The following is a 22,504-nucleotide window of genomic DNA, read 5'->3' on the forward strand; positions in this document are numbered from 1 at the left end:
TGTAAGTGCATCTGAAGTCTTTGGAGTGACCCGTGGCTGCCAACTGCGACGTTTGCGGCAAGGGGCCGAGCTTCGGCAACAGCATTTCGCACTCGCACCGCCGTACGTCCCGTCGCTGGAATCCCAACATCCAGCGCGTGCGTGCCGTGGTCGGTCGGACGCCGAAGCGGCTCAACGTCTGCACCTCGTGCATCAAGGCCGGCAAGGTCGCGCGCTGACGTCCCCGTCGTAGCGCAGCCTTCCGGTTGCCCAAGAAGCCGGTCCACCTCGGTGGACCGGCTTTTTGCCGTGCTCAGACGGCTGCCCGGGTCAGCCAGCCGTGGTCGACCGGGCCGATGCCGCCGCCGAGCGGGAAGCCGGCCTCGATGGCGCCGGTGACGTACGTCTTCGCGTCGCGCACCGCCGTGGGCACGTCCCTCCCGAGCGCGAGCCCGGAGGCGATGGCGGAGGCCAGGGTGCAGCCGGTGCCGTGGGTGTGGCGGTTGTCGTGCCGGGGGGCGCGCAGCCAGTGTTCCGCGCTCCCGTCGGTGAGCAGGTCCACCGCCTCACCGGGCAGGTGGCCGCCCTTGATCACGACCCAGCGCGGCCCGAAGGCGAGGATCTCCTCGGCGGCCCGGCGCATGCCGCTCTCGTCGGTGACCCGGACGCCGGTGAGCTGGGCCACTTCGTCGAGGTTCGGGGTGGCGACGGTGGCGACGGGCAGCAGCTTCGTCCGTACGGAATCGAGGGCCTCGGCGGCGAGCAGCGCGTCGCCGTGCTTGGAGACGCCGACGGGGTCGACGACGACGGGGGCGTCGGTTCCGGTGAGGAGTTCGGCGACGGTCTCCACGAGGGCGGCCGAGGCGAGCATCCCGGTCTTCACGGCCTGGACGCCGATGTCGTCGACGACGCTGCGGTACTGGGCGCGTACGGCGTCCACCGGAAGCTCCCACGCGCCCTGGACGCCGAGGGAGTTCTGTGCGGTGACGGCGGTGAGCACGCTCATGCCGTGCACGCCGAGAGCGAGCATCGTCTTCAGGTCGGCCTGGATCCCCGCACCGCCGCCGGAGTCGGATCCGGCGACGGTGAGCACACGGGGCGGGACAGCGGTACGTATGGGCATACGCAGCAATCTAACGCTCACGCGCGCGGCTGGGTGTCCTCGATGGAGCCGAAGTGGTCCCAGCCGCCCTTGCTTGTCCAGGGCGCGCCGTCGACGGTGACCTGGGGCAGGGCGGAGGGGTTGAGGACCTCTCCGATCACCTTCCAGCGGGCGGGCAGTTTCACGTCCGATGGGAAGGTCGCCACGATCGCGTGGTCCTCTCCCCCGGTCAGCACCCACTGGAGCGGGTCGACGCCGACGGCCTGGCCGATGTCGGACATCTGCGAGGGGATGTCGATGAGGCCGGAGCGCAGGTCGATGCGGACCTTGCTGGACTCCGCGATGTGCCCGAGATCCGCGACGAGGCCGTCGCTGACGTCGGTCATCGCGGTGGCGCCGAGTCCGGCGGCCGCGGGACCCGCGTGGTACGGGGGTTCGGGGCGGCGGTGGGCCTCGACGAAGGCGCGGGGCGAGCGGAAGCCGCGGGAGAGCACGGCGAATCCGGCGGCGGACCAGCCGAGCCAGCCGGTGACCGCGACGACGTCACCGGGGCGGGCACCGCCCCGGGTGACCGGCTCGTGGTTGCGCAGATCACCGAGCGCGGTGATCGCGACGGTGATCGTGTCGCCGCCGACCACATCACCGCCGACCACGGCCGCGCCCGCCACCTGGCACTCGTCACGCAGCCCGTCCATCAGCTCGGCGGCCCAGGTGACGGGGAGGTCGGCGGGGACGACGAGGCCGAGGAGCAGTGCGGTGGGCACGGCGCCCATCGCCGCGATGTCGGCGAGGTTCTGGGCGGCGGCCTTGCGGCCGACGTCGTACGCCGTCGACCAGTCGCGGCGGAAATGCCGTCCTTCCAGCAGGATGTCCGTACTGGCCACGACCCTGCGGTCGGGGGCTGCCACGACCGCGGCGTCGTCGCCGGGTCCCAGCCGTACCGCCGGAGTGGTGGTGAGCCGGGACGTGAGCTCTCTGATGAGCCCGAACTCCCCCAACTCGCCCACGGTTCCCTTCACCGAGTCTCACCTCTCCTTTATCGCCCCGGACACCCGTCCGGGCCCCCGGTCGCGAGCCGTCTGTGCTGTCGGTACCGTCAAGAGATACGTCAACTTCTGCGCTCTGCACGCCACGCTGTGGACGTCATCCGGCCCATAGGTCTCCCCGTGGCCCGCGGCAACGCGATAACGTGGCGTCCCTTTCCCCCACATGATCCTCGTGGCCGCCCTGGAGGTTCCGTGGTACAGGCGTACATCCTCATCCAGACCGAGGTGGGCAAGGCGTCGATCGTCGCCGAGACCATTTCCAAGATTCCGGGAGTCATCCAGGCAGAGGACGTCACCGGTCCGTACGACGTGATCGTGCGGGCCCAGGCAGACACGGTCGATGAACTCGGCCGCATGGTGGTCGCCAAGGTGCAGCAGGTGGACGGCATCACTCGGACCCTGACCTGCCCGGTCGTCCACCTCTGACCCCCGTCTAGGCTGGGTCGGTGACGTCATCCGCCCGCCGTTCCCCCCGCTCGATATTCCTCGGTCCGTCCGCTGCCGTGCTCGTGCTGGCCGCGGCGGGCTGTTCCCTCAGCGACGCACAGCCCTCGATCACGGTTCCCGCGCCGTCCTCGGAGGCCGCCGCGTACTGCGCGGCCCTGCACGAGGAACTGCCGAAGGCCGTCCTCGAACTGGAACGCAGCGACCCCTCACCGGATTCGGAGCTGACCGCCGGCTGGGGGGACGGGGCGATCGTACTGCGCTGCGGGGTCCCCCGGCCCGCGAAGATGGACGACCCCCAGTCGCAGGGTGTCGAGGCGGACGGTGTGCAGTGGATGCTGGAGGAGCACGAGGACTCCGGTCCGCGGTTCACCACCACGTACCGCAAGGCGTACGTCGAGGTCACGCTCTCCTCGGCGTACGCCCACGACATCACGCCGCTGGCCTCGTTCGCCGGTCCGGTCTCGAAGACGGTCCCGAGCCGGTTCTGACTCGGTCGCGGGACCTGCCGGAGCTTTTCCGTCAGCGCAGTCCGGTGGGGCGGTTCAGCGCAGCCTGGATCAGCCGGTCGACCAGCTCCGGGTAGTCGACGCCGCTCTCCTGCCACATGCGCGGGTACATGGAGATCGGGGTGAAGCCCGGCAGGGTGTTGATCTCGTTGATGACGAAGCCGCCGTCCTCGGTGAGGAAGAAGTCGGCGCGCACCAGGCCCTCGCAGGAGACGGCGTCGAAGGCGGCGACGGCGAGCCGCTGCACCTCGGCGGTCTGCTCCGCGGTGAGCGGTGCGGGCACCAGACCTGCGGCCGAGTCGATGTACTTGGCCTCGAAGTCGTAGAAGTCGTGCGCGGTGACCGGCGGGATCTCGGCGGGCACGCTGGCGCGCGGGCCGTCCTCGAACTCCAGCACCCCGCACTCGATCTCCCGGCCGCGCAGCAGCGACTCTACGAGGAACTTCGGGTCGTGGCGGCGGGCCTCCTCGATCGCCGCGTCGAGCCCTTCGATGCCGTCGACCTTGGTGATGCCCATCGAGGAGCCGCCGCGGGCGGGCTTGATGAACAGCGGCCAGCCGTGCTCGCCGGCGAAGTCCACGATCCGCTTGCGGGCGGCGGCGGGGTCGTTGTCCCACTCGCGGGGGCGGACGACCTCGTACGGTCCGACCGGCAACCCGAAGGAGGTGAAGACCCGCTTCATGTACTCCTTGTCCTGGCCGACGGCGGAGGCCAGGACACCCGCGCCGACGTAGGGCACACCGGAGAGTTCGAGGAGTCCCTGGAGGGTGCCGTCTTCCCCGTACGGGCCGTGCAGTACGGGGAAGACGACATCGACCTCGCCCAGCGCCTTGGGCACCGAGCCGGGTTCGCTGTAGAGGACCTCGCGGCTGCCGGGGTCCACGGAGAGCGTGACGCTGCCCTCGGCGGACTCGGCGAGGGCGTCCACCTCGGGGACCTTGCGGTCGGTGATGGCCATGCGTTCGGGCTCGTCCGCGGTGAGCGCCCAGCGGCCGTCCGTCGTGATGCCGATCGGCAGGACGTCGTACGCGGTCCGGTCGATGGCCTTCATGACGGCGCCGGCCGTGACGACCGAGATGCCGTGTTCGGAGCTGCGGCCGCCGAACACGACAGCCACACGGGGCTTGCGACGCTGCTGCTCAGGGCTCTCGCGGCGCTCAGGGCTCTGGGGGAGGTTCTCGCTGCTCATATCGCGATGAGCGTACCTGCTGGTAAGGGAGACGTCAGCGTCGCTCGGCCTTGGCGCTCCGCGACATCAGCTCCTTGACCGCGACGACCGGTGACTTGCCCTCGTGGACGATGGAGACGACGGTCTCGGTGATGGGCATGTCGACGCCGTGCCTGCGCGCCAGGTCGAGGACCGATTCGCAGGACTTGACGCCCTCGGCGGTCTGCTTGGTGACGGCGATCGTCTCCTGGAGCGTCATGCCGCGGCCGAGGTTGGTGCCGAAGGTGTGGTTGCGCGAGAGCGGCGAGGAGCAGGTCGCCACCAGGTCGCCCAGGCCCGCGAGTCCGGAGAACGTCAACGGGTCCGCGCCCATGGCCAGACCCAGACGGGTGGTCTCGGCGAGGCCCCGGGTGATGAGGGAGCCCTTGGTGTTGTCGCCGAGGCCCATGCCGTCCGCGATGCCGACGGCGAGGCCGATGACGTTCTTCACGGCGCCGCCGAGCTCGCAGCCGACCACGTCGGTGTTGGTGTACGGCCGGAAGTACGAGGTGTGGCAGGCGGCCTGCAGGCGCTGGGCGACGGACTCGTCGGCGCAGGCGACGACGGCCGCGGCGGGGCGGCGCTCGGCGATCTCCTTGGCCAGGTTGGGTCCGGAGACGACGGCGATGCGGTCGGCGGAGACCTTGGTGACGTCCGCGATCACCTCGCTCATCAGCTCGGCGGTGCCCAGCTCGACGCCCTTCATGAGGGAGACCAGGACGGTGTCCGGCTCCAGGTGCGGAGCCCAGTCGGCGAGGTTGGCACGCAGCGTCTGTGAGGGCACGACGAGGAAGGCGAACTCCGCGCCGCGCAGGGCCTCGGCGGCGTCGGTGGTGGCGCGGATGGAGTCGGGGAGCGCGATGCCCGGGAGGTAGTCCGGGTTGGTGCGGGTGGTGTTGATGGTCTCGGCGACCTCGGCACGGCGGCCCCACAGGGTGACCTCGCAGCCCGCGTCGGCGAGGATCACGGCGAAGGCCGTACCCCATGAGCCGGTTCCGAAGACGGCCGCTTTTACGGGGTGCGTCACGTGGGTCCCTTTCCCTGGGCCCTGCGCCGCTGTTCAGCACGGGCTTTACGGTGATCGTAGAGTTCGGCGGGCGCTTTCTCGCCGCGCAGGTCCTCCAGCTCGCGGGTGACCGCCGCCATGATGACCTCGGTCGCCTCGCGCAGCACCTCGGGGGTCGGCTCCAGACCGTAGAAGCGGCTGAGGTCGACGGGCGGTCCGGCCTGTGCCCGGAGCGTCTTTCGGGGGAAAAGCCGGAACTTGTTCTCCTTGGCGTAGGGCGGCATCGCGAGGTTGGCGCCCCACTGGGCGACGGGGATGACGGGCACCTTGGTCATCAGGGCGACCCGGGCGGCCCCGGTCTTGCCGGCCATCGGCCACATGTCGGGGTCCCGGGTGAGGGTGCCCTCGGGATAGAAGGCGACGCACTCGCCGCGCTCGATGGCCTCCACGGCGGCCCGGAAGGCGTCCAGGGCGTTGGTGGTCTCGCGGTAGACGGGGATCTGTCCGGTGCCGCGCAGCATCATCCCGATGAACGGGGTGCGGAAGAGCCCGGCCTTCGCCAGGAATCGCGGCACCCGCCCGGTGTTGTACTGGAAGTGGCCGTAGGAGAGCGGATCCAGATAGGAGTTGTGGTTGACAGCGGTGATGAATCCACCGTCGGCCGGAATGTGTTCCGTCCCCCGCCAGTCGCGCTTGAACAGAACCACCAATGGCGGTTTGGCGATGACCGCCGCCAGGCGGTACCAAAAGCCGATTCTGCGGCGGGACACTCGGACACCTTCCTTAAGGACTTCGACCTGCGGCCTGGCTACCGGCGGTCAAGTCTCGCCCCAGGACCCTGCTCTGTCGAGAACACCGTACGCCTCACGTTGCGTAGCGGTCCCCCGGGTTGTCGTACCGGCAGGCGAGAATAAGCGCTGATACGTACGGAGGGGGAGATCGCCACGAACACCGATCCGGCCGGGCCCTGGTCCCTGGTCGTTCCGCTGAAGCCGCTCGCACGGGCCAAGAGCCGCCTGGGGCAGGCGGCCGGCGAGGCTGCGCGGCCCCGACTGGCCCTGGCGTTCGCCCAGGACACGGTGGCCGCGGCGCTGGCCTGTGCCCGGGTGCGGGATGTGGTGGTCGTCACGGACGACGCCGTGGCCGCGGCGGCTCTTTCCGCGCTCGGGGCGCGGATCGTGCCGGACGCCCCCGGGGCCGGTCTCAACGCGGCGCTCGCACACGGCGCCCGCTCCGTGCGGGCGGTGCGGCCCGCCGCCGTGGCCGCGCTCAACGCGGATCTGCCCGCGCTGCGCACCGGCGAATTGGCGCGGGTGCTCGATTTTGCTTCCGGTTTTCCCAGCGCATTTCTCCGGGACGCGACGGGAATCGGGACGACATTTCTGGCCGCGGTGAGCGGTGCGGAATTCCGTCCGTCTTTCGGTGGCCCGTCCGGGTCGCGTCACCTGGCATCGGGGGCGGTGGAAATAGCGCTGTCCGGTGTCGACTCGGTGCGCCGGGACGTGGATACGGCCGAGGATCTGCGGGTCGCGCTGGCCCTGGGGGTGGGGCCGCACACGGCGCGGATCGCGGCCGTGCCCGCCCCGGTGCCCGACCGATAGGCTGCCGCCCATGCAGGCGACCTCGTACACGTACGACCCCGAGACCCGGTGCGGCAGCGTGCTGCTGGACGACGGCACCCCGGTGGAGTTCGACGCCCCGGCCTTCGACGCGGGCGGCCTGCTGCTGCTGCGTCCGGGGCAGCGGGTGCGGATCGAGGGTGAGGGCACGGGGGCGGCCCTGCGGATCACGCTGGTGACGCTGCAGACGTTCTGACCCGCCTTCGTCGATGGCCTGACGCGACTCCCGATGTTCCGGTACGTGTTCGCTGGGCCGAACGGGGCCCGGACAGCCCGCGGGCCGGGCTCCCCCGGAGGGGAGCCCGGCCCGGCGCGTTGTGAGGAGCGAGCGGGTGCCCGGTCTCACTTCTTGCGTGCGGTGGCCTTCTTGGCCGTGGTGGTGCGTGCCGTGGTCTTCTTCGCGGGCGCCTTCTTCGCCGTGGTCTTCTTGGCGGGCGCGGTCTTGCTGGGAGAGGCCTTCTTGGCGGTCGTCGCGGCCTTCTTCGCCGGGGTCGCCTTCTTCGCGGCCGCGGAGGCCTTCTTGGCCGTCGCGGTGGTCTTCTTCGCGGTGACCTTCTTGGCTGCGGCGGTGGTCTTCTTCGCCGGAGTCGCCTTCTTGGCGGTGGTCTTCTTGGCGGTGGTCTTCTTCGCGGTGGCCTTCTTGGCGGCCGACTTCTTGGCGGCCGCGGCCTTCACCGTCGTACGGGCGGCGGAAGATCCGCCCGAGAGGCTGCCCTTGGGGGCCTTCTTGACGGCCACGTCGTTCTTGGGGAGCTTCTTCGAGCCGCTCACCAGGTCCTTGAAGCCCTGGCCCGCGCGGAAGCGGGGCACCGAGGTCTTCTTGACCCGGACGCGCTCACCCGTCTGCGGGTTGCGGGCGTACCGGGCGGGGCGGTCGACCTTCTCGAACGAGCCGAAGCCGGTGACCGAGACACGGTCCCCGGCGACAACGGCACGGACGATCGCGTCGAGTACCGCGTCGACAGCGTCTGCGGCCTGCTGACGGCCGCCGACCTTGTCGGCAATCGCTTCTACGAGCTGCGCCTTGTTCACGTCTTCCCCTTCGGAGACATTGCCAGAACGAAAGTGTTCAAGCTTTTTCGCACGTTAGGCAGATATATACCGCAAATCAAACACGAAACGGGCTAATCACCCTAGTGCCGCAACGAAGTCGACCGATGCGCAGTTCCACGTGTCAGTCACCTTCGGGGAATCGGCCCTCATCGAGGTCCTTCATCATCCGGTCCAGACGCCTTGCCGCGTCCGGGAGATCGTGCTTCGCCGCGGCCGTGACGACCAGCAGCTTCCGGGTCAGCGCCATCCGTACGCCCTCCGGGACTTGCAGTGCACGCACCTTCGCGTGCGCTTCCTTCAATTGGTCGGCGACTTGGCCATAGAGCTTGAGTTGGCTGTCGCGTTCCATGCACCGATTGTGCCATCTGGGGCGAGTTGTCGCCCGACGGGGTCTCAACAAGCGACTGCGCCCCCTGCCGGGAGGCAGGGGGCGCAGTCCTGGGAAAGTGCTGCTCAGGCGGCAATGGTACGCGGCTTGAAGGCCGGCCTCGCCGCCTCGTACGCGGCGATGTCCGCTTCGTTCTGAAGGGTGAGGCTGATGTCGTCGAGGCCGTTCAGCAGGCGCCAGCGGGCGTTCTCGTCGAGTTCGAAGTCGGCGATGATGCCCTCGGCGCGGACCTGGCGCGCCTCCAGGTCTACGGTCACCTCGGCGGTCGGGTCGGCCTCGGTGAGCTCCCAGAGGGCGTCGACGACCTGCTGCTCCAGGACCACCGTGAGCAGGCCGTTCTTCAGCGAGTTACCCCGGAAGATGTCGGCGAAGCGGGAGGAGACGACGGCCTTGAAACCGAAGTTCTGCAGGGCCCAGACCGCGTGTTCGCGGGAAGAGCCCGTACCGAAGTCGGGACCGGCGACCAGGACCGAGGCGCCCTGGCGCTCGGGGCGGTTGAGGACGAAGTTCTCGTCCTTGCGCCAGGCTTCGAAGAGGCCGTCCTCGAACCCGTCGCGGGTGACCTTCTTCAGCCAGTGGGCGGGGATGATCTGGTCGGTGTCGACGTTGCTGCGGCGCAGCGGGACGGCCCGGCCGGTGTGGGTGGTGAATGCTTCCATGGCTATCGGACTCCGGCGGGGGTACGGGCGTCGGACAGGTCGGCGGGCGAGGCCAGATGGCCCAGCACGGCGGTGGCGGCGGCGACCTGAGGCGAGACCAGGTGGGTGCGGCCGCCCTTGCCCTGCCGGCCCTCGAAGTTGCGGTTCGAGGTGGAGGCGGAGCGCTCGCCGGGGGCCAGCTGGTCGGGGTTCATACCGAGGCACATCGAGCAGCCCGCGTGCCGCCATTCGGCGCCGGCCCCGGTGAAGACCTTGTCCAGGCCCTCGGAGACCGCCTGGAGGGCGACCCGGACGGAGCCGGGGACGACCAGCATCCGTACGCCTTCCGCGATTCTGCGGCCGTCCAGGATCGAGGCCGCGTTGCGCAGGTCCTCGATGCGGCCGTTGGTGCACGAACCTACGAAGACGGTGTCGACGTTGATGTCACGCAGCGGCTGCCCGGCGGTCAACCCCATGTACTCCAGGGCCTTTTCGGCGGCGAAGCGCTCCGAGGCGTCCTCGTACGAAGCAGGGTCGGGGACGTTGGCCGACAGGGGCGCGCCCTGACCGGGGTTGGTGCCCCAGGTGACGAACGGGGCCAGCTCGGTGGCGTCGATGACGACCTCGGCGTCGAACACCGCGTCGTCGTCGGAGCGCAGCGTCTTCCAGTACGCGACCGCGGCGTCCCAGTCCTCGCCCTCGGGGGCGTGGTCACGGCCCTTGAGGTAGTCGAAGGTGGTGGCGTCCGGGGCGATCATGCCCGCGCGGGCGCCCGCCTCGATCGACATGTTGCAGATGGTCATCCGGGCCTCCATCGAGAGCTTCTCGATGGCGGAGCCGCGGTATTCGAGGATGTAGCCCTGGCCACCGCCGGTGCCGATCCGGGTGATGATCGCCAGGATCAGGTCCTTCGCGGTGACCTCGTCGGGCAGTTCACCGTCGACCGTGATGGCCATGGTCTTCGGGCGGGCCAGCGGCAGCGTCTGGGTGGCCAGGACGTGCTCCACCTGGCTGGTGCCGATGCCGAACGCCAGCGCGCCGAACGCGCCGTGCGTGGAGGTGTGGGAGTCGCCGCAGACCACGGTGGTGCCCGGCTGGGTCAGCCCCAGCTGCGGGCCGACCACGTGGACGACGCCCTGCTCGACATCGCCCAGCGGGTGCAGCCGTACGCCGAAGTCCGCGCAGTTCTTGCGCAGGGTCTCCAGCTGGACGCGCGAGACCGGGTCCGCGATCGGCTTGTCGATGTCGAGGGTCGGGGTGTTGTGGTCCTCGGTCGCGATGGTGAGGTCGAGCCGTCGCACCGGACGCCCGGCCCGGCGCAGACCGTCGAAGGCCTGCGGGCTGGTCACCTCGTGCAGCAGGTGCAGATCGATGAAGAGGAGGTCGGGCTCGCCCTCCGCGCGTCGGACGACATGGTCGTCCCAGACCTTCTCCGCGAGTGTCCTACCCATCGCTGTCCCTCCGGCCGGCGTCTTCGCCGGCCCAACTAGAGATTCGGTGCGCCTCCGTCCGGACCTCCGTGCGGGGCGGTGGCTACGAGCCGTTGTGCGGCCGCCTCCACAGGTTCGCAACTTCCGCCGAAAATTGAACTTGCGTTTCACAGAGTGAGACGGGAGTATCGTCGTATGGACAACTCTAGCGGCGTCGGCGTTCTCGACAAGGCAGCTCTGGTATTGAGCGCCCTGGAGTCCGGCCCGGCCACCCTCGCCGGGCTGGTCGCGGCGACAGGGCTCGCACGGCCCACGGCCCATCGACTGGCCGTGGCACTGGAACACCACCGGATGGTGGCGAGGGACATGCAGGGTCGGTTCATTCTCGGCCCCCGACTGTCGGAACTGGCAGCCGCGGCGGGCGAGGACCGCCTGCTGGCCACGGCCGGACCGGTGCTCACCCACCTGCGCGACATCACCGGCGAGAGCGCGCAGCTCTACCGTCGGCAGGGCGACATGCGCATCTGTGTGGCAGCGGCGGAACGGCTGTCCGGGCTCCGGGACACGGTGCCGGTCGGCTCCACGCTCACGATGAAGGCGGGCTCCTCCGCCCAGATCCTGATGGCCTGGGAGGAGCCGGAGCGCCTGCACCGGGGCCTCCAGGGTGCCAGGTTCACGGCGACGGCACTCTCCGGCGTACGGCGACGGGGCTGGGCCCAGTCGATCGGCGAGCGGGAACCGGGCGTCGCCTCGGTCTCCGCCCCGGTGCGCGGCCCCTCGAACCGGGTGGTCGCCGCGGTCTCGGTCTCCGGGCCGATCGAGCGCCTGACCCGTCACCCGGGCCGGATGCACGCCCAGGCCGTCATCGACTCGGCAGCGCGGCTGAGCGAGGCCCTGCGCCGCACCGGCTGACGACCGGCCCGCACGACTCCTCTCCATCTTCCGGAAGGCCGCCCCAGCGCCGTGGCGGCCCTTTTCTCTTCCCGGCCCCCTTCACTCACCCGTCCGCTCAACCGCCGGACGACCGGTGGGCGAGACGGTCCGCCGCCCTGCGGCCCCGCGCCCGGACCGGCAGCGCCTCGGTCGCCGCGGCCAGCCCGTACGCCGGCATGTCGGCGTAGATCGACTCGTAGCCGCCCTCGGGCACGATGTAGCTCTCGTGCCAGAGCCCCACGTGCTGCCGGGACTTCTTCTCCTTGCGGTTGACGATCGCCCAGGCCTTGCGGTGGAACATGTCGGGAGCGGCGGCGTACGCGTACAGCTTCTCCTTCGACTCCCAGTACTGGACGACGTAGTACGTCCGCGGCGAGCCCGTGAGCAGCGTGTAGCCGAGCAGCCCTCGGCTCTTGTCCTTGGTCAACTCCCGCAGCATGCGCGGCATCGCGGCGAGGACGGGCAGCCAGTGGTGGATGCCCCGGAAGTGGTTGATGCGCATCCCGATCAGCAGGACGACGACGTCCCCCTCGGCTCCCGCCGTCATCCGGCCCGGTATCGGCTTCGCGAACATGGTGTACCCCCGATTCTGTTGGAGAGTGCCACTATCCAATGATTGGATAGTGGCACCACCCAACAGTGGGCGCAAGGGAAGGCGCGGAGATTGCGACTGGCAGAACTGAGCGAGCAGAGCGGCGTCCCGACGGCGACGGTCAAGTACTACCTGCGTGAGGGGCTGCTGCCGCACGGTCGGCGGATCAGCGCGACACAGGCGGAGTACGACGAGAGCCACCTGCGACGGCTGCGGCTGGTGCGCGCCCTGATCCAGGTCGGACGGCTGCCGGTGGCGACGGCCCGCGAGGTGCTGGCGCACGTGGATGACGAGTCGCTCGGCCGCACGATCCGCCTGGGAGCGGCCCTTTGGGCACTGCCGCACGGTCCCACCCCTGATGAGGACGCCCCCGAGACGGCGACGGCACGGGCCCAGGTCACCTTGCTGCTCACGGAGTTGGATTGGTCGACCACGCTGGAGCTCGGCGAGCTCTCTCCCGTCTACCGGTCCTTGGTCGCCTCGGTGGCCACACTGGTCCGGCTCGGATATCCGTGTGACATCGACTACTTGACCCGGCAGGCCCGGATCATGGAGCAGACGGCGGTGCACGATCTGGACGAGATGGAGACGTACGCCTCCGAGGCCGAGCAGGTCGAGAAGGCCGTGGCGTCGGCGGTGCTGTACGAACCGTTGCTGATGTCCCTGCGGCGGCTCGCGCAGAGCGAGGAGTCGGCCCGACGGTACGGCCTGTGACGGGGGGGCGGAAACGGGAAGGCCCTCCACCTCGGTGGAGGGCCTTCCCGTACCGCTCTGTTGTACCCCCGACCGGATTCGAACCGGCGCTACTGCCGTGAGAGGGCAGCGTGCTAGGCCGCTACACAACGGGGGCTTGTCCTGCTGATCATGCTCGTACTGCTTGGTCTTGCGCTGGGCTACCAGGACTCGAACCTAGAATGACGGTACCAGAAACCGTAGTGTTGCCAATTACACCATAGCCCATGGTGAGACAAGTACCCCCGACCGGATTCGAACCGGCGCTACTGCCGTGAGAGGGCAGCGTGCTAGGCCGCTACACAACGGGGGCCCTAGCGATCCTGCATCAAGAACGTGGGTGCGACCCAGATGTTCTCGCGGGAAGGATCTGTACCCCCGACCGGATTCGAACCGGCGCTACTGCCGTGAGAGGGCAGCGTGCTAGGCCGCTACACAACGGGGGCTTGTCCTGCTGATCATGCTCGTACTGCTTGGTCTTGCGCTGGGCTACCAGGACTCGAACCTAGAATGACGGTACCAGAAACCGTAGTGTTGCCAATTACACCATAGCCCACTGAAATGCAACCCCTGGTGGGGGCTTCACTTCTGTCTACGCTCCCGGCCGGATCTTTCGGCCCGCTCGGGCGGCGCAGAAAGAACATTACCCGAAGGTGTCCGGCGCTCCAAAACGGGTATTACCCGCCAGCAGGCCGGGCAGCTGGTCGAGCCCGGTGATCGACACGAGATCCGGCCTCCCGCCCCTCCCTCGCCGGTCGAGCCAGATCCCCGTCAGCCCGGCGGCCACGGCCGCGCTCGCGTCGATGTCGGGTTCGTTGCCCACGTACGCCACCTCGTGCGGCTCCAGCGCGAGCGCCTCGCAGGCCGCGTGGAAGGCGCCGGCCTCCGGCTTGGAGATCCCGAGCTCCACGGCGCAGACCATCGACTCGAACCGGTCCCGGACGCCGAGCGCGGTGAGCTTGTGGTGCTGGTGGTGGGTGTTGGCATTGGAGAGGATCCCGTGCCGATAGCCGGGGCCCAGCAGGTCGAGCACGGGCAGCACGTCCGGGAAGAGCGCCCAGGCGGCCTCGTAGTGAACGGCGTGGCGCCCGAACCAGGCCTCGGCCTCGGCGTCCTCCAGCTCCTGCGCCAGGAACTCCCGCACCCGGTCCCGCCGCTGCCCGGGGAAGTCCGTCTCACCGGCGGTCATGCGCGCCCAGTGCCGGACGCTCAGCGCCCCCCAGGCGTCGAGGGCCACGTCCACCGAGGCGTACGCCTCGGGCAGGCCCTCGCTCTCCAGGTGCCGGCGCATACCGGTGCGGGCGGCGCCCGTGTAATCGAAGATCGTGTCGTCGATGTCCCAGAGCACGGCGCGGATCGGCATGGATCTCACGGTAGCCGCATGCCGGTGGCCGTGGGGGCGTAAAGCCGAGGAGGGCCGCAGCCGGTCGGCTGCGGCCCTCCTCGGGGGTGTCCGGTCGCTTCGCTACGCGGTCAGCTTCACCAGTGCCGCGTCCACGCGGGCCAGACTCCTGTCGCGGCCCAGGATCTGGAGGGACTCGAAGAGCGGCAGGCCGACGGTGCGGCCGGTGACGGCGACGCGGACCGGAGCCTGCGCCTTGCCGAGCTTGAGGCCGTGGGTCTCGCCGGCGGTGAGGACGGCGTTCTTCAGGGACTCCGGGTCGCTCCAGTCGGCCGCTTCCAGGTTGGCGCGGGCCGTGGTCAGCAGGGCGGCCGGGTCGCCCTTCATCGCCTTGGACCACGACGCCTCGTCCTCGACCGGCTCGTCGAGGAAGAGGAAGTCGACGTTGTCGGTGATGTCGGAGAGCACCGTGACCCGGGTCTGGGCGTACGGGGCGATCTCCGCCCACTTCTCCGCGTCGAAGGCCTCCGGGGCCCAGGGCGCGAAGGGGGCCCGCAGCCAGGGGCCGCAGGCCTCGGTGAAGGCCTTCACGTCCAGCTTGCGGATGTGCTCGGCGTTGATGTGCTCGCACTTCTTGAGGTCGAAGCGGGCCGGGTTGGCGTTGACGTCCTTGATGTCGAACGCCGCGACCAGCTCGTCCATCGAGAAGATGTCGCGGTCCTCGGCGATCGACCAGCCGAGCAGGGAGAGGTAGTTCAGCAGGCCCTCGGGGAGGAAGCCGCGCTCCCGGTAGAGGTTGAGGGAGGCCTGCGGGTCGCGCTTGGAGAGCTTCTTGTTGCCCTCGCCCATGACGTACGGCAGGTGACCGAAGGCGGGGGTGTCCTTGGCGATGCCCAGCTCGATGAGCGCCCGGTAGAGGGCGATCTGGCGCGGGGTGGAGGAGAGCAGGTCCTCGCCGCGCAGGACGTGGGTGATTTCCATCAGCGCGTCGTCGACCGGGTTGACCAGCGTGTAGAGCGGGGCCCCGTTGGCGCGGACGATGCCGTAGTCCGGGACGTTCTCCGGCTGGACGGTGATGTCGCCGCGGACCAGGTCGGTGAAGGTAATGGCCTCGTCGGGCATCCGGAAGCGCACGATCGAGCTGCGGCCCTCGGCCTCGTACGCGGTCTTCCGCGCGTCCGTGAGGTCGCGGCAGTGGCCGTCGTAGCCGGACGGCTTCCCCGCGGCGCGGGCGGCGTCGCGGCGGGTGTCCAGCTCCTCGGTGGTGCAGTAGCAGGGGTAGGCGTACCCGGCGGCGAGCAGCTTCCCGGCGACGTCCTTGTACAGGTCCATCCGCTGCGACTGGCGGTACGGCGCGTGCGGGCCGCCGATCTCGGGGCCCTCGTCCCAGTCCAGGCCCAGCCAGCGCATCGAGTCGAGCAGCTGCTGGTAGGACTCCTCCGAGTCGCGCGCCGCGTCGGTGTCCTCGATCCGGAAGACCAGGGTGCCCTGGTGGTGCCGGGCGAAGGCCCAGTTGAAGAGCGCCGTCCGGACCAGGCCCACATGGGGGTTGCCGGTCGGGGAGGGACAGAAGCGGACGCGGTGGGGCCTCGCCTGGTCGAGCGGAGCCGAGAGCTTGGGGAAAGGTGCGTTAGCCACGCTTGATCACCTTGTTGGTGAGAGTGCCGATGCCTTCGATGGTGACGGCGACCTCGTCGCCGACGTGCAGGGGTCCGACCCCTGCGGGGGTGCCCGTGAGGATCACGTCGCCCGGGAGGAGGGTCATGGCCTCCGTGATGTGGACGATCAGGTCCTCGATGGAGCGGACCATGTCGCTCGTGCGGCCGAGCTGTCGCTGCTCGCCGTTGACCGTCGCCTGGATGGTGAGGTCGTGGGGGTCCACGTCGGTCTCCACCCAGGGACCCAGCGGGCAGGAGGTGTCGAAACCCTTGGCGCGGGCCCACTGCTTCTCGCGCTGCTGCACATCGCGGGCGGTGACGTCGTTGGCGCAGGTGTAGCCGAGGATGACGTCCTTGACGCGCTCGCGGGGGACCTCGCGGCACATGCGGCCGATGACCACGGCCAGCTCGGCCTCGTGGTGCAGCTCGTCGGAGAAGGAGGGGTACTCGATCGCGTCGCCGGAGCCGATCACCGAGGTGGTGGGCTTGAAGAAGGTGATCGGCGCGTCGGGGACCTCGTGGCCGAGTTCGGCGACGTGCTCCGCGTAGTTGCGGCCGATGGCCACGACCTTGTTGGGGAGCACGGGGGGCAGCAGCCGCACCTTGTTCAGCGGGACCTTGGTACCCGAGAGCTCGAAGTCGGCGTACGGAATGCCCTTGATGATGTCGAGGACGAGGTCACCGGATTCCACGGTGCCCTGTCCCTCGACGGCGCCGAAGGCGACATTGCCGTCGATGGAGAACCTGGCGATGCGCACGGGATGCTGTCGCCCCTCACTTGCTGGCTGACTGAAGACTGACGCTCCAGGCTAACGCCGATGAGGGGGACAGCCGCGCGCATCGCGGGGACGCTACTGGGCGGCCGCGACCGGGGCTTCCATCAGGATGGTGCGGCGCGGGTTGGCCGTCACGGTCGGCAGGTCGGCGGCGTGCTCCGGCTGGAGGGGCGTCTGCAGCGCTTCGGCGTCCTTGAGGTGCGCCAGCGTGGTGCGCCGGGGGTTGGCAATGTTGCGAAACATCGTCGTCGTCTTCATCTGCCGTCAGGATCCTTGTCGGTGTGGGCGTCGCTCGTCGCGGCGCCGACTTGTCGGATTCGCCATCCCTGTAAAGCGTCAGGCTAAACATCCGATTCCCCGCCGGAGCCGGGATGAGGCGACGATCATCATGTGAGTTTGCTCACGAACTAATCGACAATTAACTCAATACGGACACTTGCTTCTGGTCCATAAAACAGACATTGCATCACTGAATCCACCATTCCGCTCCTGATCATCGCGACTGGGACACCCCCCACCCCTAGGTGACTCCTCCCCAATAGTCCGCTTTACTTACGATCACTCTCCACTACTTGTTACTCATCCATCACAACGTGTCACTCAGGTCACAGCCCGGTACATGGGCCTTGTTGGAGATCCTGCACTGTGCTGGAATTCCACGCACCGCCGCGGGTTTCAACAAGGCCGGCGCGCAGGGCGCAACGCAGCGCCGAGTGGCGGCGGGAGGGGGAAGTTCGCCGGTCACTCATACGACCACCATGGGGCGCGTCCAGCGCCCCACGAAGCCGACACCGTTCTTGTCCGCACGCGCGGGCGGGACGCCTGGTCCAGAGGTTGCGACGCTAGTGCAGGGACGTTTCAAGAGGGATGGCAGCGCTCCGGCGGAACAGGAGCCGCACGGCGGGACCGACCGCGGTTCCTCGCCCCAGCACGCCCAGAACCCCGGGCCGGCCGGCGCCGGCGACAACAGCGACCGCGCGCAGCGCCCGGGCTCCACGACGAGCAGCGGCGCGGAGCCGAACCCGCCCGCACAGCCGCGCGACCCGGTCGACACGGGTTCGCGAATAGCGCTCCGTAACTGGCGCATCAGCACGCGGCTGGTCTCTCTCCTCGCCCTCCCCGTGGTCGCCGCGACCAGCCTGGGCGGTCTGAGGATCAACGAGTCCATGACCGACATGCAGCAGCTGGAGCACATGCAGCTACTGACGAAGATGACCAAGCAGGCGACCTCGCTCGCCCAGGCGCTCCAGGTGGAGCGCGACCAGTCGGCCGGTCCGCTGTCGAACAAGTCCAAGCCCACCGACTACAAGGTCACCGGGCCCCGGGACAAGACCGACCGGGCCAAGGACGCCTTCCTCGACGAGACCGACTCGATCGGCGACTCCGAGGGCGACGAGGCGCTCGACAGCATCCACGCGAGCATCTCGCAGATCGCCTCCCAGCTCGGCACCATCCGTACGATCCGCAAGACGGCGTACGCAGCGGACGCACCGAGTCTCAACACGGTCGACCAGTACAACCAGCTGATCACCTCGCTGCTGAGCCTCTCGCAGGACATGGCGCAGGCGACCAACAACCCGGACATGATCAAGCGGACCCGGGCCCTGGCGGCGTTCTCCTCCGCCAAGGAGTACGCCTCGGTCCAGCGTGCGATCATCGCCGCGGCGCTGCCCGGCGGTTCGGTCAAGAAGTCGCACCTCAACCCGAACGACCGGCAGTTCGGCTCCAACGCGCTCGCCAAGGAGTCCCGGGCCCTCACCTCGTTCAAGACGATCTACGGGACGACCGGGGAGAGCGCCGAGGAGCTCCTGTCCTCCCTGGACAACGGCAACCCGGAGATCAACGCCGGGAACATGTACGCCAAGCGGGTCCTGGACACCACGAACGGGATCGAGGGCAAGCAGGTCCGGTCGTACCTGGACTGGTACGACCAGAGCACCATCAAGATCAAGGCCATGGAGACGATCGAGGCCACCCTCCTCAGCGACATGGAGGCCAAGGCCCGCGAACTGCGCCAGGCCTCCCAGCGCGACGCGATCATCAACGGTGCGGTCATCTTCATCGTGCTCGGCGTCTCGCTCGTCGGCGCCTTCGTGGTGGCCCGCTCCATGATCCGTTCGCTGCGGCGCCTCCAGGACACCGCCACCCGGGTCGCCCAGGACCGGCTGCCCGAGCTCGTCAAGCAGCTCTCCGAGACCGACCCGCAGGACGTCGACACCTCCGTCGAGTCCGTCGGCGTGCACTCCCGGGACGAGATCGGCCAGGTGGCCGCGGCCTTCGACGACGTGCACCGCGAGGCCGTCCGCCTCGCCGCCGAGCAGGCCCTCCTCCGGGGCAACGTCAACGCGATGTTCACCAACCTGTCGCGCCGCTCCCAGGGCCTCATCCAGCGCCAGCTCTCGCTCATCTCCGAGCTGGAGTCCCGCGAGGCCGACCCGGACCAGCTGTCCTCGCTCTTCAAGCTCGACCACCTCGCGACCCGTATGCGCCGTAACGGCGAGAACCTCCTCGTCCTCGCGGGCGAGGAGCCGGGACGCCGGTGGACCCGGCCCGTCCCGCTGGTCGACGTACTCCGTGCCGCCGCCTCCGAGGTGGAGCAGTACGAGCGCATCGAGCTGTCCGCGGTGCCCGCCACCGAGGTCGCGGGCCGGGTCGTCAACGACCTCGTGCACCTGCTCGCCGAGCTGCTGGAGAACGCGACGTCGTTCTCCTCGCCGCAGACGAAGGTCCGGGTCACCGGTCACGCGCTGCCCGACGGGCGGGTGCTCGTCGAGATCCACGACACCGGCATCGGCCTCTCCCCCGAGGACCTCGCCGCGATCAACGAGCGGCTCGCGCAGCCGCCGACGGTGGACGTCTCCGTCTCCCGCCGCATGGGTCTGTTCGTGGTCGGCCGGCTGTCGCTGCGTCACGGCATCCGGATCCAGCTGCGCCCCTCCGACTCCGGCGGTACGACCGCGCTGGTCATGCTGCCCGTCGACGTCGCGCACGGCGGCAAGCAGCCGCCGTCCAAGCAGGGCCCCGGGCAGCAGCAGCCCGGCGCCCCGGGCGGTCTGCTCGCGGGCGGTGGGAACGGCGCGGGCAACGGCCAGCGCTCGGGTCTCGGCAGCGGTCCCGGCGGACCGGGTGCCAAGAGCCTCGGCGGTGGACCCGGCGCACAGCGCGGCCAGGTCGGTGCCGGCGCGGGTCCCCGGGCGGCACTGCCGGCCCGGGACAGCACACCGGGCCGTCCGCAGGGCCCGGGGACCGGCGGCCAGCCGGGCAACGGCGGCCCGGGCCAGGACTTCCCGGCACAGGGCCAGGGTCAGGGTCAGGCCCCCCAGCGCCAGGGCAGCGGCGGTCTCTCCGGCGCCTTCGGCAACAGTGCCCGGCTCGGTGCCCACGGCGCCCAGGGCGATGCGCCCGGACGTGGTGACTCGGGGCAGCCCAACCTGTTCGGGCACGGCGCTCCGCCCTCCCCCGGGCAGAACGGCCGTCCGGGCCAGTTCGCACCGCCGAACCAGCAGGGCCCGTCCGGCTGGCAGAACCAGCAGGGCCCGTCCAACCAGCAGGATCCCGGGGCGCAGCAGCCCCAGGGCCGCCAGGAACAGAGCGGCCCCGCCCAGGGCGGTTTCCAGCAGCCCGGCGGCCCCGGCCGTCAGCTGCCGCCGACCGGTGGACCGCGTGCCGAGCTGCCCGGGGGCAACCCGCAGCCGCAGCGGCCCGCGGCCACCAGCTGGGGCGCCGACACCCCGCGCGGTCATGAGGAGCACGACGCGACCGGGCAGTTCGCCCGTCCGGCGGCCCCCGGTCAGGACCCGTCGTTCAACGCCCCGCTGGACCAGCGGCCGTCGGACGACCGCCAGGGTCCCGGCGCGACCTCCGAGTTCGCCCGGCCCGACTTCTCGGCGCCGGAGGCTCCCCAGGACCGTTCGTACCAGCAGCAGGCTCCGCAGGGCCAGGACCCGGCGAGCACCTCGCAGTTCGCCCGGCCCGACTTCGGTGTCCCGCAGCAGCCGAACCAGAACCAGCAGGGCCAGGGCCCGTACGACCAGGGCCAGCAGCCGCCCGCGCCGCGTCAGCGCGGCCTGGACGGCAGCGACTTCGGTGCGCCGCGTCCGGCGCTGCCGCAGCAGCCCCAGCAGCCGGAGGCCCTGCCCCCGGCCGGTCCCGGGGACGGCCGTACGCCGCTGTACGACACCCTGGAGACGAACTGGTTCCACGGTCCGGGCCAGGGCGGCCAGCAGCCGCCCGCCGAACCGCAGGCGCCGGCCGCTCCCGAGGCCGCCGGTGTGCCGGTCCCGCCCATGCCTCAGCGTGGTGCGTCCGACACCTCGGCCACCAGTTCCTGGCGGGCCTCGCCCAACGACGAACTCGTACGCCAGGCCGAGCGGGTCAAGAAGCCCGCGGCCGGCGGTGTCACCACTTCCGGGCTGCCCCGCCGTGTTCCCCGCGCCAATTTGGTTCCGGGGACCGCTCAGCAGCAGAATCACCAGTCCGGACCTCAGGTTTCGCGCGCGCCCGATGACGTGCGCGGTCGTCTGACCAATCTCCGCCGGGGCATCCAGCAGGGTCGGCAGGCCAACAACGGCCCGCAGACCGGCAGTATCCATCTCGGCCCCACTCACCAGCAGGAGCGTTAGTTGAGCCCCATGAGTCAGGCCGCGCAGAATCTGAACTGGCTGATCACCAACTTCGTGGACAACACCCCAGGGGTGTCCCACACGGTGGTGGTCTCCGCGGATGGCCTGCTGCTGGCGATGTCCGAAGGTTTCCCGCGCGACCGCGCCGACCAGCTCGCCGCTGTCGCCTCCGGTCTCACCTCACTGACCGCGGGTGCGTCCCGGATCTTCGAGGGCGGCGCCGTCAGTCAGACGGTTGTGGAGATGGAGCGGGGATTCCTCTTCCTCATGTCCATCTCCGACGGTTCGTCACTGGCCGTTCTGGCCCATCCGGACGCCGATATCGGTCTGGTCGGGTACGAAATGGCCCTCCTGGTCGACCGTGCGGGCACCGTCCTCACGCCCGACCTCCGCGCCGAGCTCCAAGGCAGTCTGCTCCACTAGGCGGCCATCCAGCGGATTCACGACACGGTCCCCCCAGGTAATGCCCACAACCCTCACCCGTCAGGCCGTTTTAGTCCCCTCACCGGCCCCTTGCAGACGGCAAGCCGAGAACCTGCTGTCACGCCCGGAGGATTCATGACCCCGCCACCCGCCTCACCCGATCCGTACGGCGCACTGCACCACGCGTCGTACGACGGGGAAGGCGACCAGCCGCTGGTTCGTCCCTACGCCATGACCGGCGGCCGGACCCGGCCGCGCTACCAGCTCGCGATAGAGGCTCTGGTCAGCACAACGGCAGACCCGGCGCACCTGGGGACCCTGCTCCCCGAGCATCAGCGGATCTGCCACCTCTGCCGTGAGGTCAAGTCGGTGGCGGAGGTGTCGGCACTGCTGTCGATGCCGCTCGGCGTCGCCCGGATCCTGGTGGCGGACCTGGCGGAAGCCGGCATGGTGGCCATCCACCAGCCGGGCAACGGAGAGGCCGGCGGCGCGCCGGATGTGACACTGCTCGAAAGGGTGCTCAGTGGACTTCGCAAGCTCTAGCGGCGGAGCGGCCCGCTCCACTACCTCGGCGAAGATCGTGGTGGCAGGGGGCTTCGGCGTGGGTAAGACCACGTTTGTCGGTGCCGTTTCGGAGATCAATCCGCTGCGCACCGAAGCCGTGATGACGTCCGCCTCGGCGGGCATCGACGATCTGACCCACACCGGGGACAAGACCACCACGACGGTGGCCATGGACTTCGGGCGTATCACCCTGGACCAGGACCTGATCCTGTACCTCTTCGGTACGCCGGGCCAGGACCGCTTCTGGTTCATGTGGGACGACCTGGTCCGCGGCGCCATCGGCGCCGTCGTCCTCGTCGACACCCGCCGTCTCGCCGACTGCTTCCCCGCCGTCGACTACTTCGAGAACAGCGGACTGCCCTTCGTCATCGCCCTCAACGGCTTCGACGGACACCAGCCCTACACCCCCGACGAAGTACGCGAGGCACTCCAGATCGGGCC

Annotated in this window: 25 protein-coding genes and 5 tRNA genes; 11 read left to right on the plus strand and 19 right to left on the minus strand. The window is 69.7% G+C overall.

Annotated elements, in window-relative coordinates:
• Window positions 1–32 precede the first annotated feature (32 nt).
• Window positions 33–218 (plus strand): 50S ribosomal protein L28, encoded by a 186-nt coding sequence (gene rpmB / locus B9S58_RS31620; protein WP_003965989.1) that lies wholly within the window; start codon window positions 33–35, stop codon window positions 216–218.
• A 74-nt stretch (window positions 219–292) separates the two neighbouring features.
• On the opposite strand, the gene thiD is transcribed toward rpmB, so the two are convergent.
• Window positions 293–1,102: a bifunctional hydroxymethylpyrimidine kinase/phosphomethylpyrimidine kinase gene (thiD, locus tag B9S58_RS31625; RefSeq protein ID WP_103535353.1), complete on the minus strand. Its 810-nt coding sequence runs from the start codon at window positions 1,100–1,102 to the stop codon at window positions 293–295.
• Between the two features lie 17 nt (window positions 1,103–1,119).
• Entirely contained in the window at window positions 1,120–2,100 is a 981-nt protein-coding gene (locus B9S58_RS31630; RefSeq protein WP_103535354.1) for a thiamine-phosphate kinase, read from the minus strand.
• Window positions 2,101–2,319: 219 nt separating this feature from the next.
• Between B9S58_RS31630 and B9S58_RS31635 the strand changes: the two genes are divergently transcribed.
• Both B9S58_RS31635 and B9S58_RS31640 read left to right on the plus strand, forming a co-directional pair.
• Window positions 2,320–2,553 carry an Lrp/AsnC family transcriptional regulator gene (locus B9S58_RS31635; protein ID WP_006127869.1) on the plus strand — a complete coding sequence of 78 codons (234 nt, stop codon included), beginning with the start codon at window positions 2,320–2,322 and terminating at the stop codon, window positions 2,551–2,553.
• Between the two features lie 20 nt (window positions 2,554–2,573).
• A complete protein-coding gene (locus tag B9S58_RS31640; RefSeq protein WP_103535355.1) occupies window positions 2,574–3,062 on the plus strand; it encodes a DUF3515 domain-containing protein in 489 nt (162 codons plus the stop codon).
• A 31-nt stretch (window positions 3,063–3,093) separates the two neighbouring features.
• On the opposite strand, the gene B9S58_RS31645 is transcribed toward B9S58_RS31640, so the two are convergent.
• Genes B9S58_RS31645 through B9S58_RS31655 form a run of 3 tightly spaced genes read right to left on the minus strand, consistent with a single transcriptional unit; the run spans window position 3,094 to window position 6,063 of the window.
• On the minus strand, window positions 3,094–4,269 hold the full coding sequence (locus tag B9S58_RS31645) for a D-alanine--D-alanine ligase family protein (RefSeq protein WP_103535356.1): 1,176 nt from the start codon (window positions 4,267–4,269) through the stop codon (window positions 3,094–3,096).
• A 34-nt stretch (window positions 4,270–4,303) separates the two neighbouring features.
• Window positions 4,304–5,314, minus strand: coding sequence for an NAD(P)H-dependent glycerol-3-phosphate dehydrogenase (locus tag B9S58_RS31650; protein WP_097867896.1), 1,011 nt, complete (start codon window positions 5,312–5,314; stop codon window positions 4,304–4,306).
• Complete coding sequence (locus B9S58_RS31655) at window positions 5,311–6,063, minus strand: 1-acyl-sn-glycerol-3-phosphate acyltransferase (protein WP_103535357.1); 753 nt, start codon at window positions 6,061–6,063, stop codon at window positions 5,311–5,313. Before B9S58_RS31655 ends, B9S58_RS31650 begins: the two co-directional genes overlap by 4 nt.
• A 150-nt stretch (window positions 6,064–6,213) precedes the next feature.
• Here B9S58_RS31655 and cofC point away from each other — a divergent pair, with 150 nt between their 5' ends.
• Both cofC and B9S58_RS31665 read left to right on the plus strand, forming a co-directional pair.
• Window positions 6,214–6,894: a 2-phospho-L-lactate guanylyltransferase gene (gene cofC / locus B9S58_RS31660; RefSeq protein ID WP_103535358.1), complete on the plus strand. Its 681-nt coding sequence runs from the start codon at window positions 6,214–6,216 to the stop codon at window positions 6,892–6,894.
• Window positions 6,895–6,904: 10 nt separating this feature from the next.
• Window positions 6,905–7,108 (plus strand): hypothetical protein, encoded by a 204-nt coding sequence (locus B9S58_RS31665; RefSeq protein WP_103535359.1) that lies wholly within the window; start codon window positions 6,905–6,907, stop codon window positions 7,106–7,108.
• Between the two features lie 146 nt (window positions 7,109–7,254).
• Here B9S58_RS31665 and B9S58_RS31670 read toward each other — a convergent pair whose 3' ends face one another.
• The 4 genes from B9S58_RS31670 to leuC all read right to left on the minus strand — a co-directional run bounded on the left by B9S58_RS31670 (window position 7,255) and on the right by leuC (window position 10,442).
• Complete coding sequence (locus B9S58_RS31670) at window positions 7,255–7,944, minus strand: HU family DNA-binding protein (RefSeq protein ID WP_103535360.1); 690 nt, start codon at window positions 7,942–7,944, stop codon at window positions 7,255–7,257.
• Between the two features lie 142 nt (window positions 7,945–8,086).
• Window positions 8,087–8,314, minus strand: coding sequence for a hypothetical protein (locus B9S58_RS31675; protein ID WP_069740131.1), 228 nt, complete (start codon window positions 8,312–8,314; stop codon window positions 8,087–8,089).
• Window positions 8,315–8,418: 104 nt separating this feature from the next.
• Window positions 8,419–9,012 carry a 3-isopropylmalate dehydratase small subunit gene (gene leuD, locus B9S58_RS31680; RefSeq protein WP_103535361.1) on the minus strand — a complete coding sequence of 198 codons (594 nt, stop codon included), beginning with the start codon at window positions 9,010–9,012 and terminating at the stop codon, window positions 8,419–8,421.
• A 2-nt stretch (window positions 9,013–9,014) separates the two neighbouring features.
• On the minus strand, window positions 9,015–10,442 hold the full coding sequence (leuC, locus tag B9S58_RS31685; protein WP_103535362.1) for a 3-isopropylmalate dehydratase large subunit: 1,428 nt from the start codon (window positions 10,440–10,442) through the stop codon (window positions 9,015–9,017).
• A gap of 174 nt (window positions 10,443–10,616) precedes the next feature.
• On the opposite strand from leuC, the gene ndgR reads away from it, so the two are divergent.
• Complete coding sequence (gene ndgR, locus B9S58_RS31690; RefSeq protein WP_003966003.1) at window positions 10,617–11,333, plus strand: IclR family transcriptional regulator NdgR; 717 nt, start codon at window positions 10,617–10,619, stop codon at window positions 11,331–11,333.
• Window positions 11,334–11,430: 97 nt separating this feature from the next.
• On the opposite strand, the gene B9S58_RS31695 is transcribed toward ndgR, so the two are convergent.
• On the minus strand, window positions 11,431–11,928 hold the full coding sequence (locus B9S58_RS31695) for a DUF4188 domain-containing protein (protein WP_103535363.1): 498 nt from the start codon (window positions 11,926–11,928) through the stop codon (window positions 11,431–11,433).
• 90 nt (window positions 11,929–12,018) lie between these two features.
• Between B9S58_RS31695 and B9S58_RS31700 the strand changes: the two genes are divergently transcribed.
• The gene (locus tag B9S58_RS31700) at window positions 12,019–12,660 is read left to right on the plus strand and encodes a MerR family transcriptional regulator (protein ID WP_103535364.1); all 642 of its coding nucleotides are present in this window, start codon (window positions 12,019–12,021) and stop codon (window positions 12,658–12,660) included.
• Between the two features lie 63 nt (window positions 12,661–12,723).
• On the opposite strand, the gene B9S58_RS31705 is transcribed toward B9S58_RS31700, so the two are convergent.
• From B9S58_RS31705 to B9S58_RS31745, 9 genes are all read right to left on the minus strand, one after another.
• A tRNA-Glu gene (locus B9S58_RS31705) sits at window positions 12,724–12,796 on the minus strand.
• A gap of 38 nt (window positions 12,797–12,834) precedes the next feature.
• Window positions 12,835–12,906: transfer RNA gene (locus tag B9S58_RS31710), tRNA-Gln, on the minus strand.
• Window positions 12,907–12,918: 12 nt separating this feature from the next.
• Window positions 12,919–12,991: transfer RNA gene (locus B9S58_RS31715), tRNA-Glu, on the minus strand.
• A gap of 60 nt (window positions 12,992–13,051) precedes the next feature.
• Window positions 13,052–13,124: transfer RNA gene (locus B9S58_RS31720), tRNA-Glu, on the minus strand.
• A 38-nt stretch (window positions 13,125–13,162) separates the two neighbouring features.
• Window positions 13,163–13,234: transfer RNA gene (locus B9S58_RS31725), tRNA-Gln, on the minus strand.
• Between the two features lie 87 nt (window positions 13,235–13,321).
• Window positions 13,322–14,041 (minus strand): HAD family hydrolase, encoded by a 720-nt coding sequence (locus B9S58_RS31730; protein WP_103535365.1) that lies wholly within the window; start codon window positions 14,039–14,041, stop codon window positions 13,322–13,324.
• 102 nt (window positions 14,042–14,143) lie between these two features.
• On the minus strand, window positions 14,144–15,658 hold the full coding sequence (gene gltX, locus B9S58_RS31735; RefSeq protein WP_103535366.1) for a glutamate--tRNA ligase: 1,515 nt from the start codon (window positions 15,656–15,658) through the stop codon (window positions 14,144–14,146).
• Entirely contained in the window at window positions 15,651–16,436 is a 786-nt protein-coding gene (locus B9S58_RS31740; RefSeq protein ID WP_103535367.1) for a fumarylacetoacetate hydrolase family protein, read from the minus strand. Before B9S58_RS31740 ends, gltX begins: the two co-directional genes overlap by 8 nt.
• A gap of 93 nt (window positions 16,437–16,529) precedes the next feature.
• Window positions 16,530–16,712: a hypothetical protein gene (locus B9S58_RS31745; RefSeq protein WP_103535368.1), complete on the minus strand. Its 183-nt coding sequence runs from the start codon at window positions 16,710–16,712 to the stop codon at window positions 16,530–16,532.
• Window positions 16,713–17,299: 587 nt separating this feature from the next.
• On the opposite strand from B9S58_RS31745, the gene B9S58_RS31750 reads away from it, so the two are divergent.
• The 4 genes from B9S58_RS31750 to B9S58_RS31765 form a co-directional block, all read left to right on the plus strand.
• Window positions 17,300–21,076 carry a nitrate- and nitrite sensing domain-containing protein gene (locus B9S58_RS31750; RefSeq protein WP_103535369.1) on the plus strand — a complete coding sequence of 1,259 codons (3,777 nt, stop codon included), beginning with the start codon at window positions 17,300–17,302 and terminating at the stop codon, window positions 21,074–21,076.
• A gap of 9 nt (window positions 21,077–21,085) precedes the next feature.
• A complete protein-coding gene (locus B9S58_RS31755; protein WP_006127850.1) occupies window positions 21,086–21,499 on the plus strand; it encodes a roadblock/LC7 domain-containing protein in 414 nt (137 codons plus the stop codon).
• A gap of 135 nt (window positions 21,500–21,634) precedes the next feature.
• Window positions 21,635–22,042 (plus strand): DUF742 domain-containing protein, encoded by a 408-nt coding sequence (locus B9S58_RS31760; protein WP_003966010.1) that lies wholly within the window; start codon window positions 21,635–21,637, stop codon window positions 22,040–22,042.
• Window positions 22,023–22,504, plus strand: a 482-nt coding sequence (locus tag B9S58_RS31765) for an ATP/GTP-binding protein (RefSeq protein WP_098899855.1), incomplete at its 3' end; no start/stop codon positions are given. The genes B9S58_RS31760 and B9S58_RS31765, both read left to right, overlap by 20 nt.

The sequence above is a fragment of the Streptomyces sp. SM11 genome, from assembly GCF_002910905.1.
GTDB lineage: Bacteria > Actinomycetota > Actinomycetes > Streptomycetales > Streptomycetaceae > Streptomyces.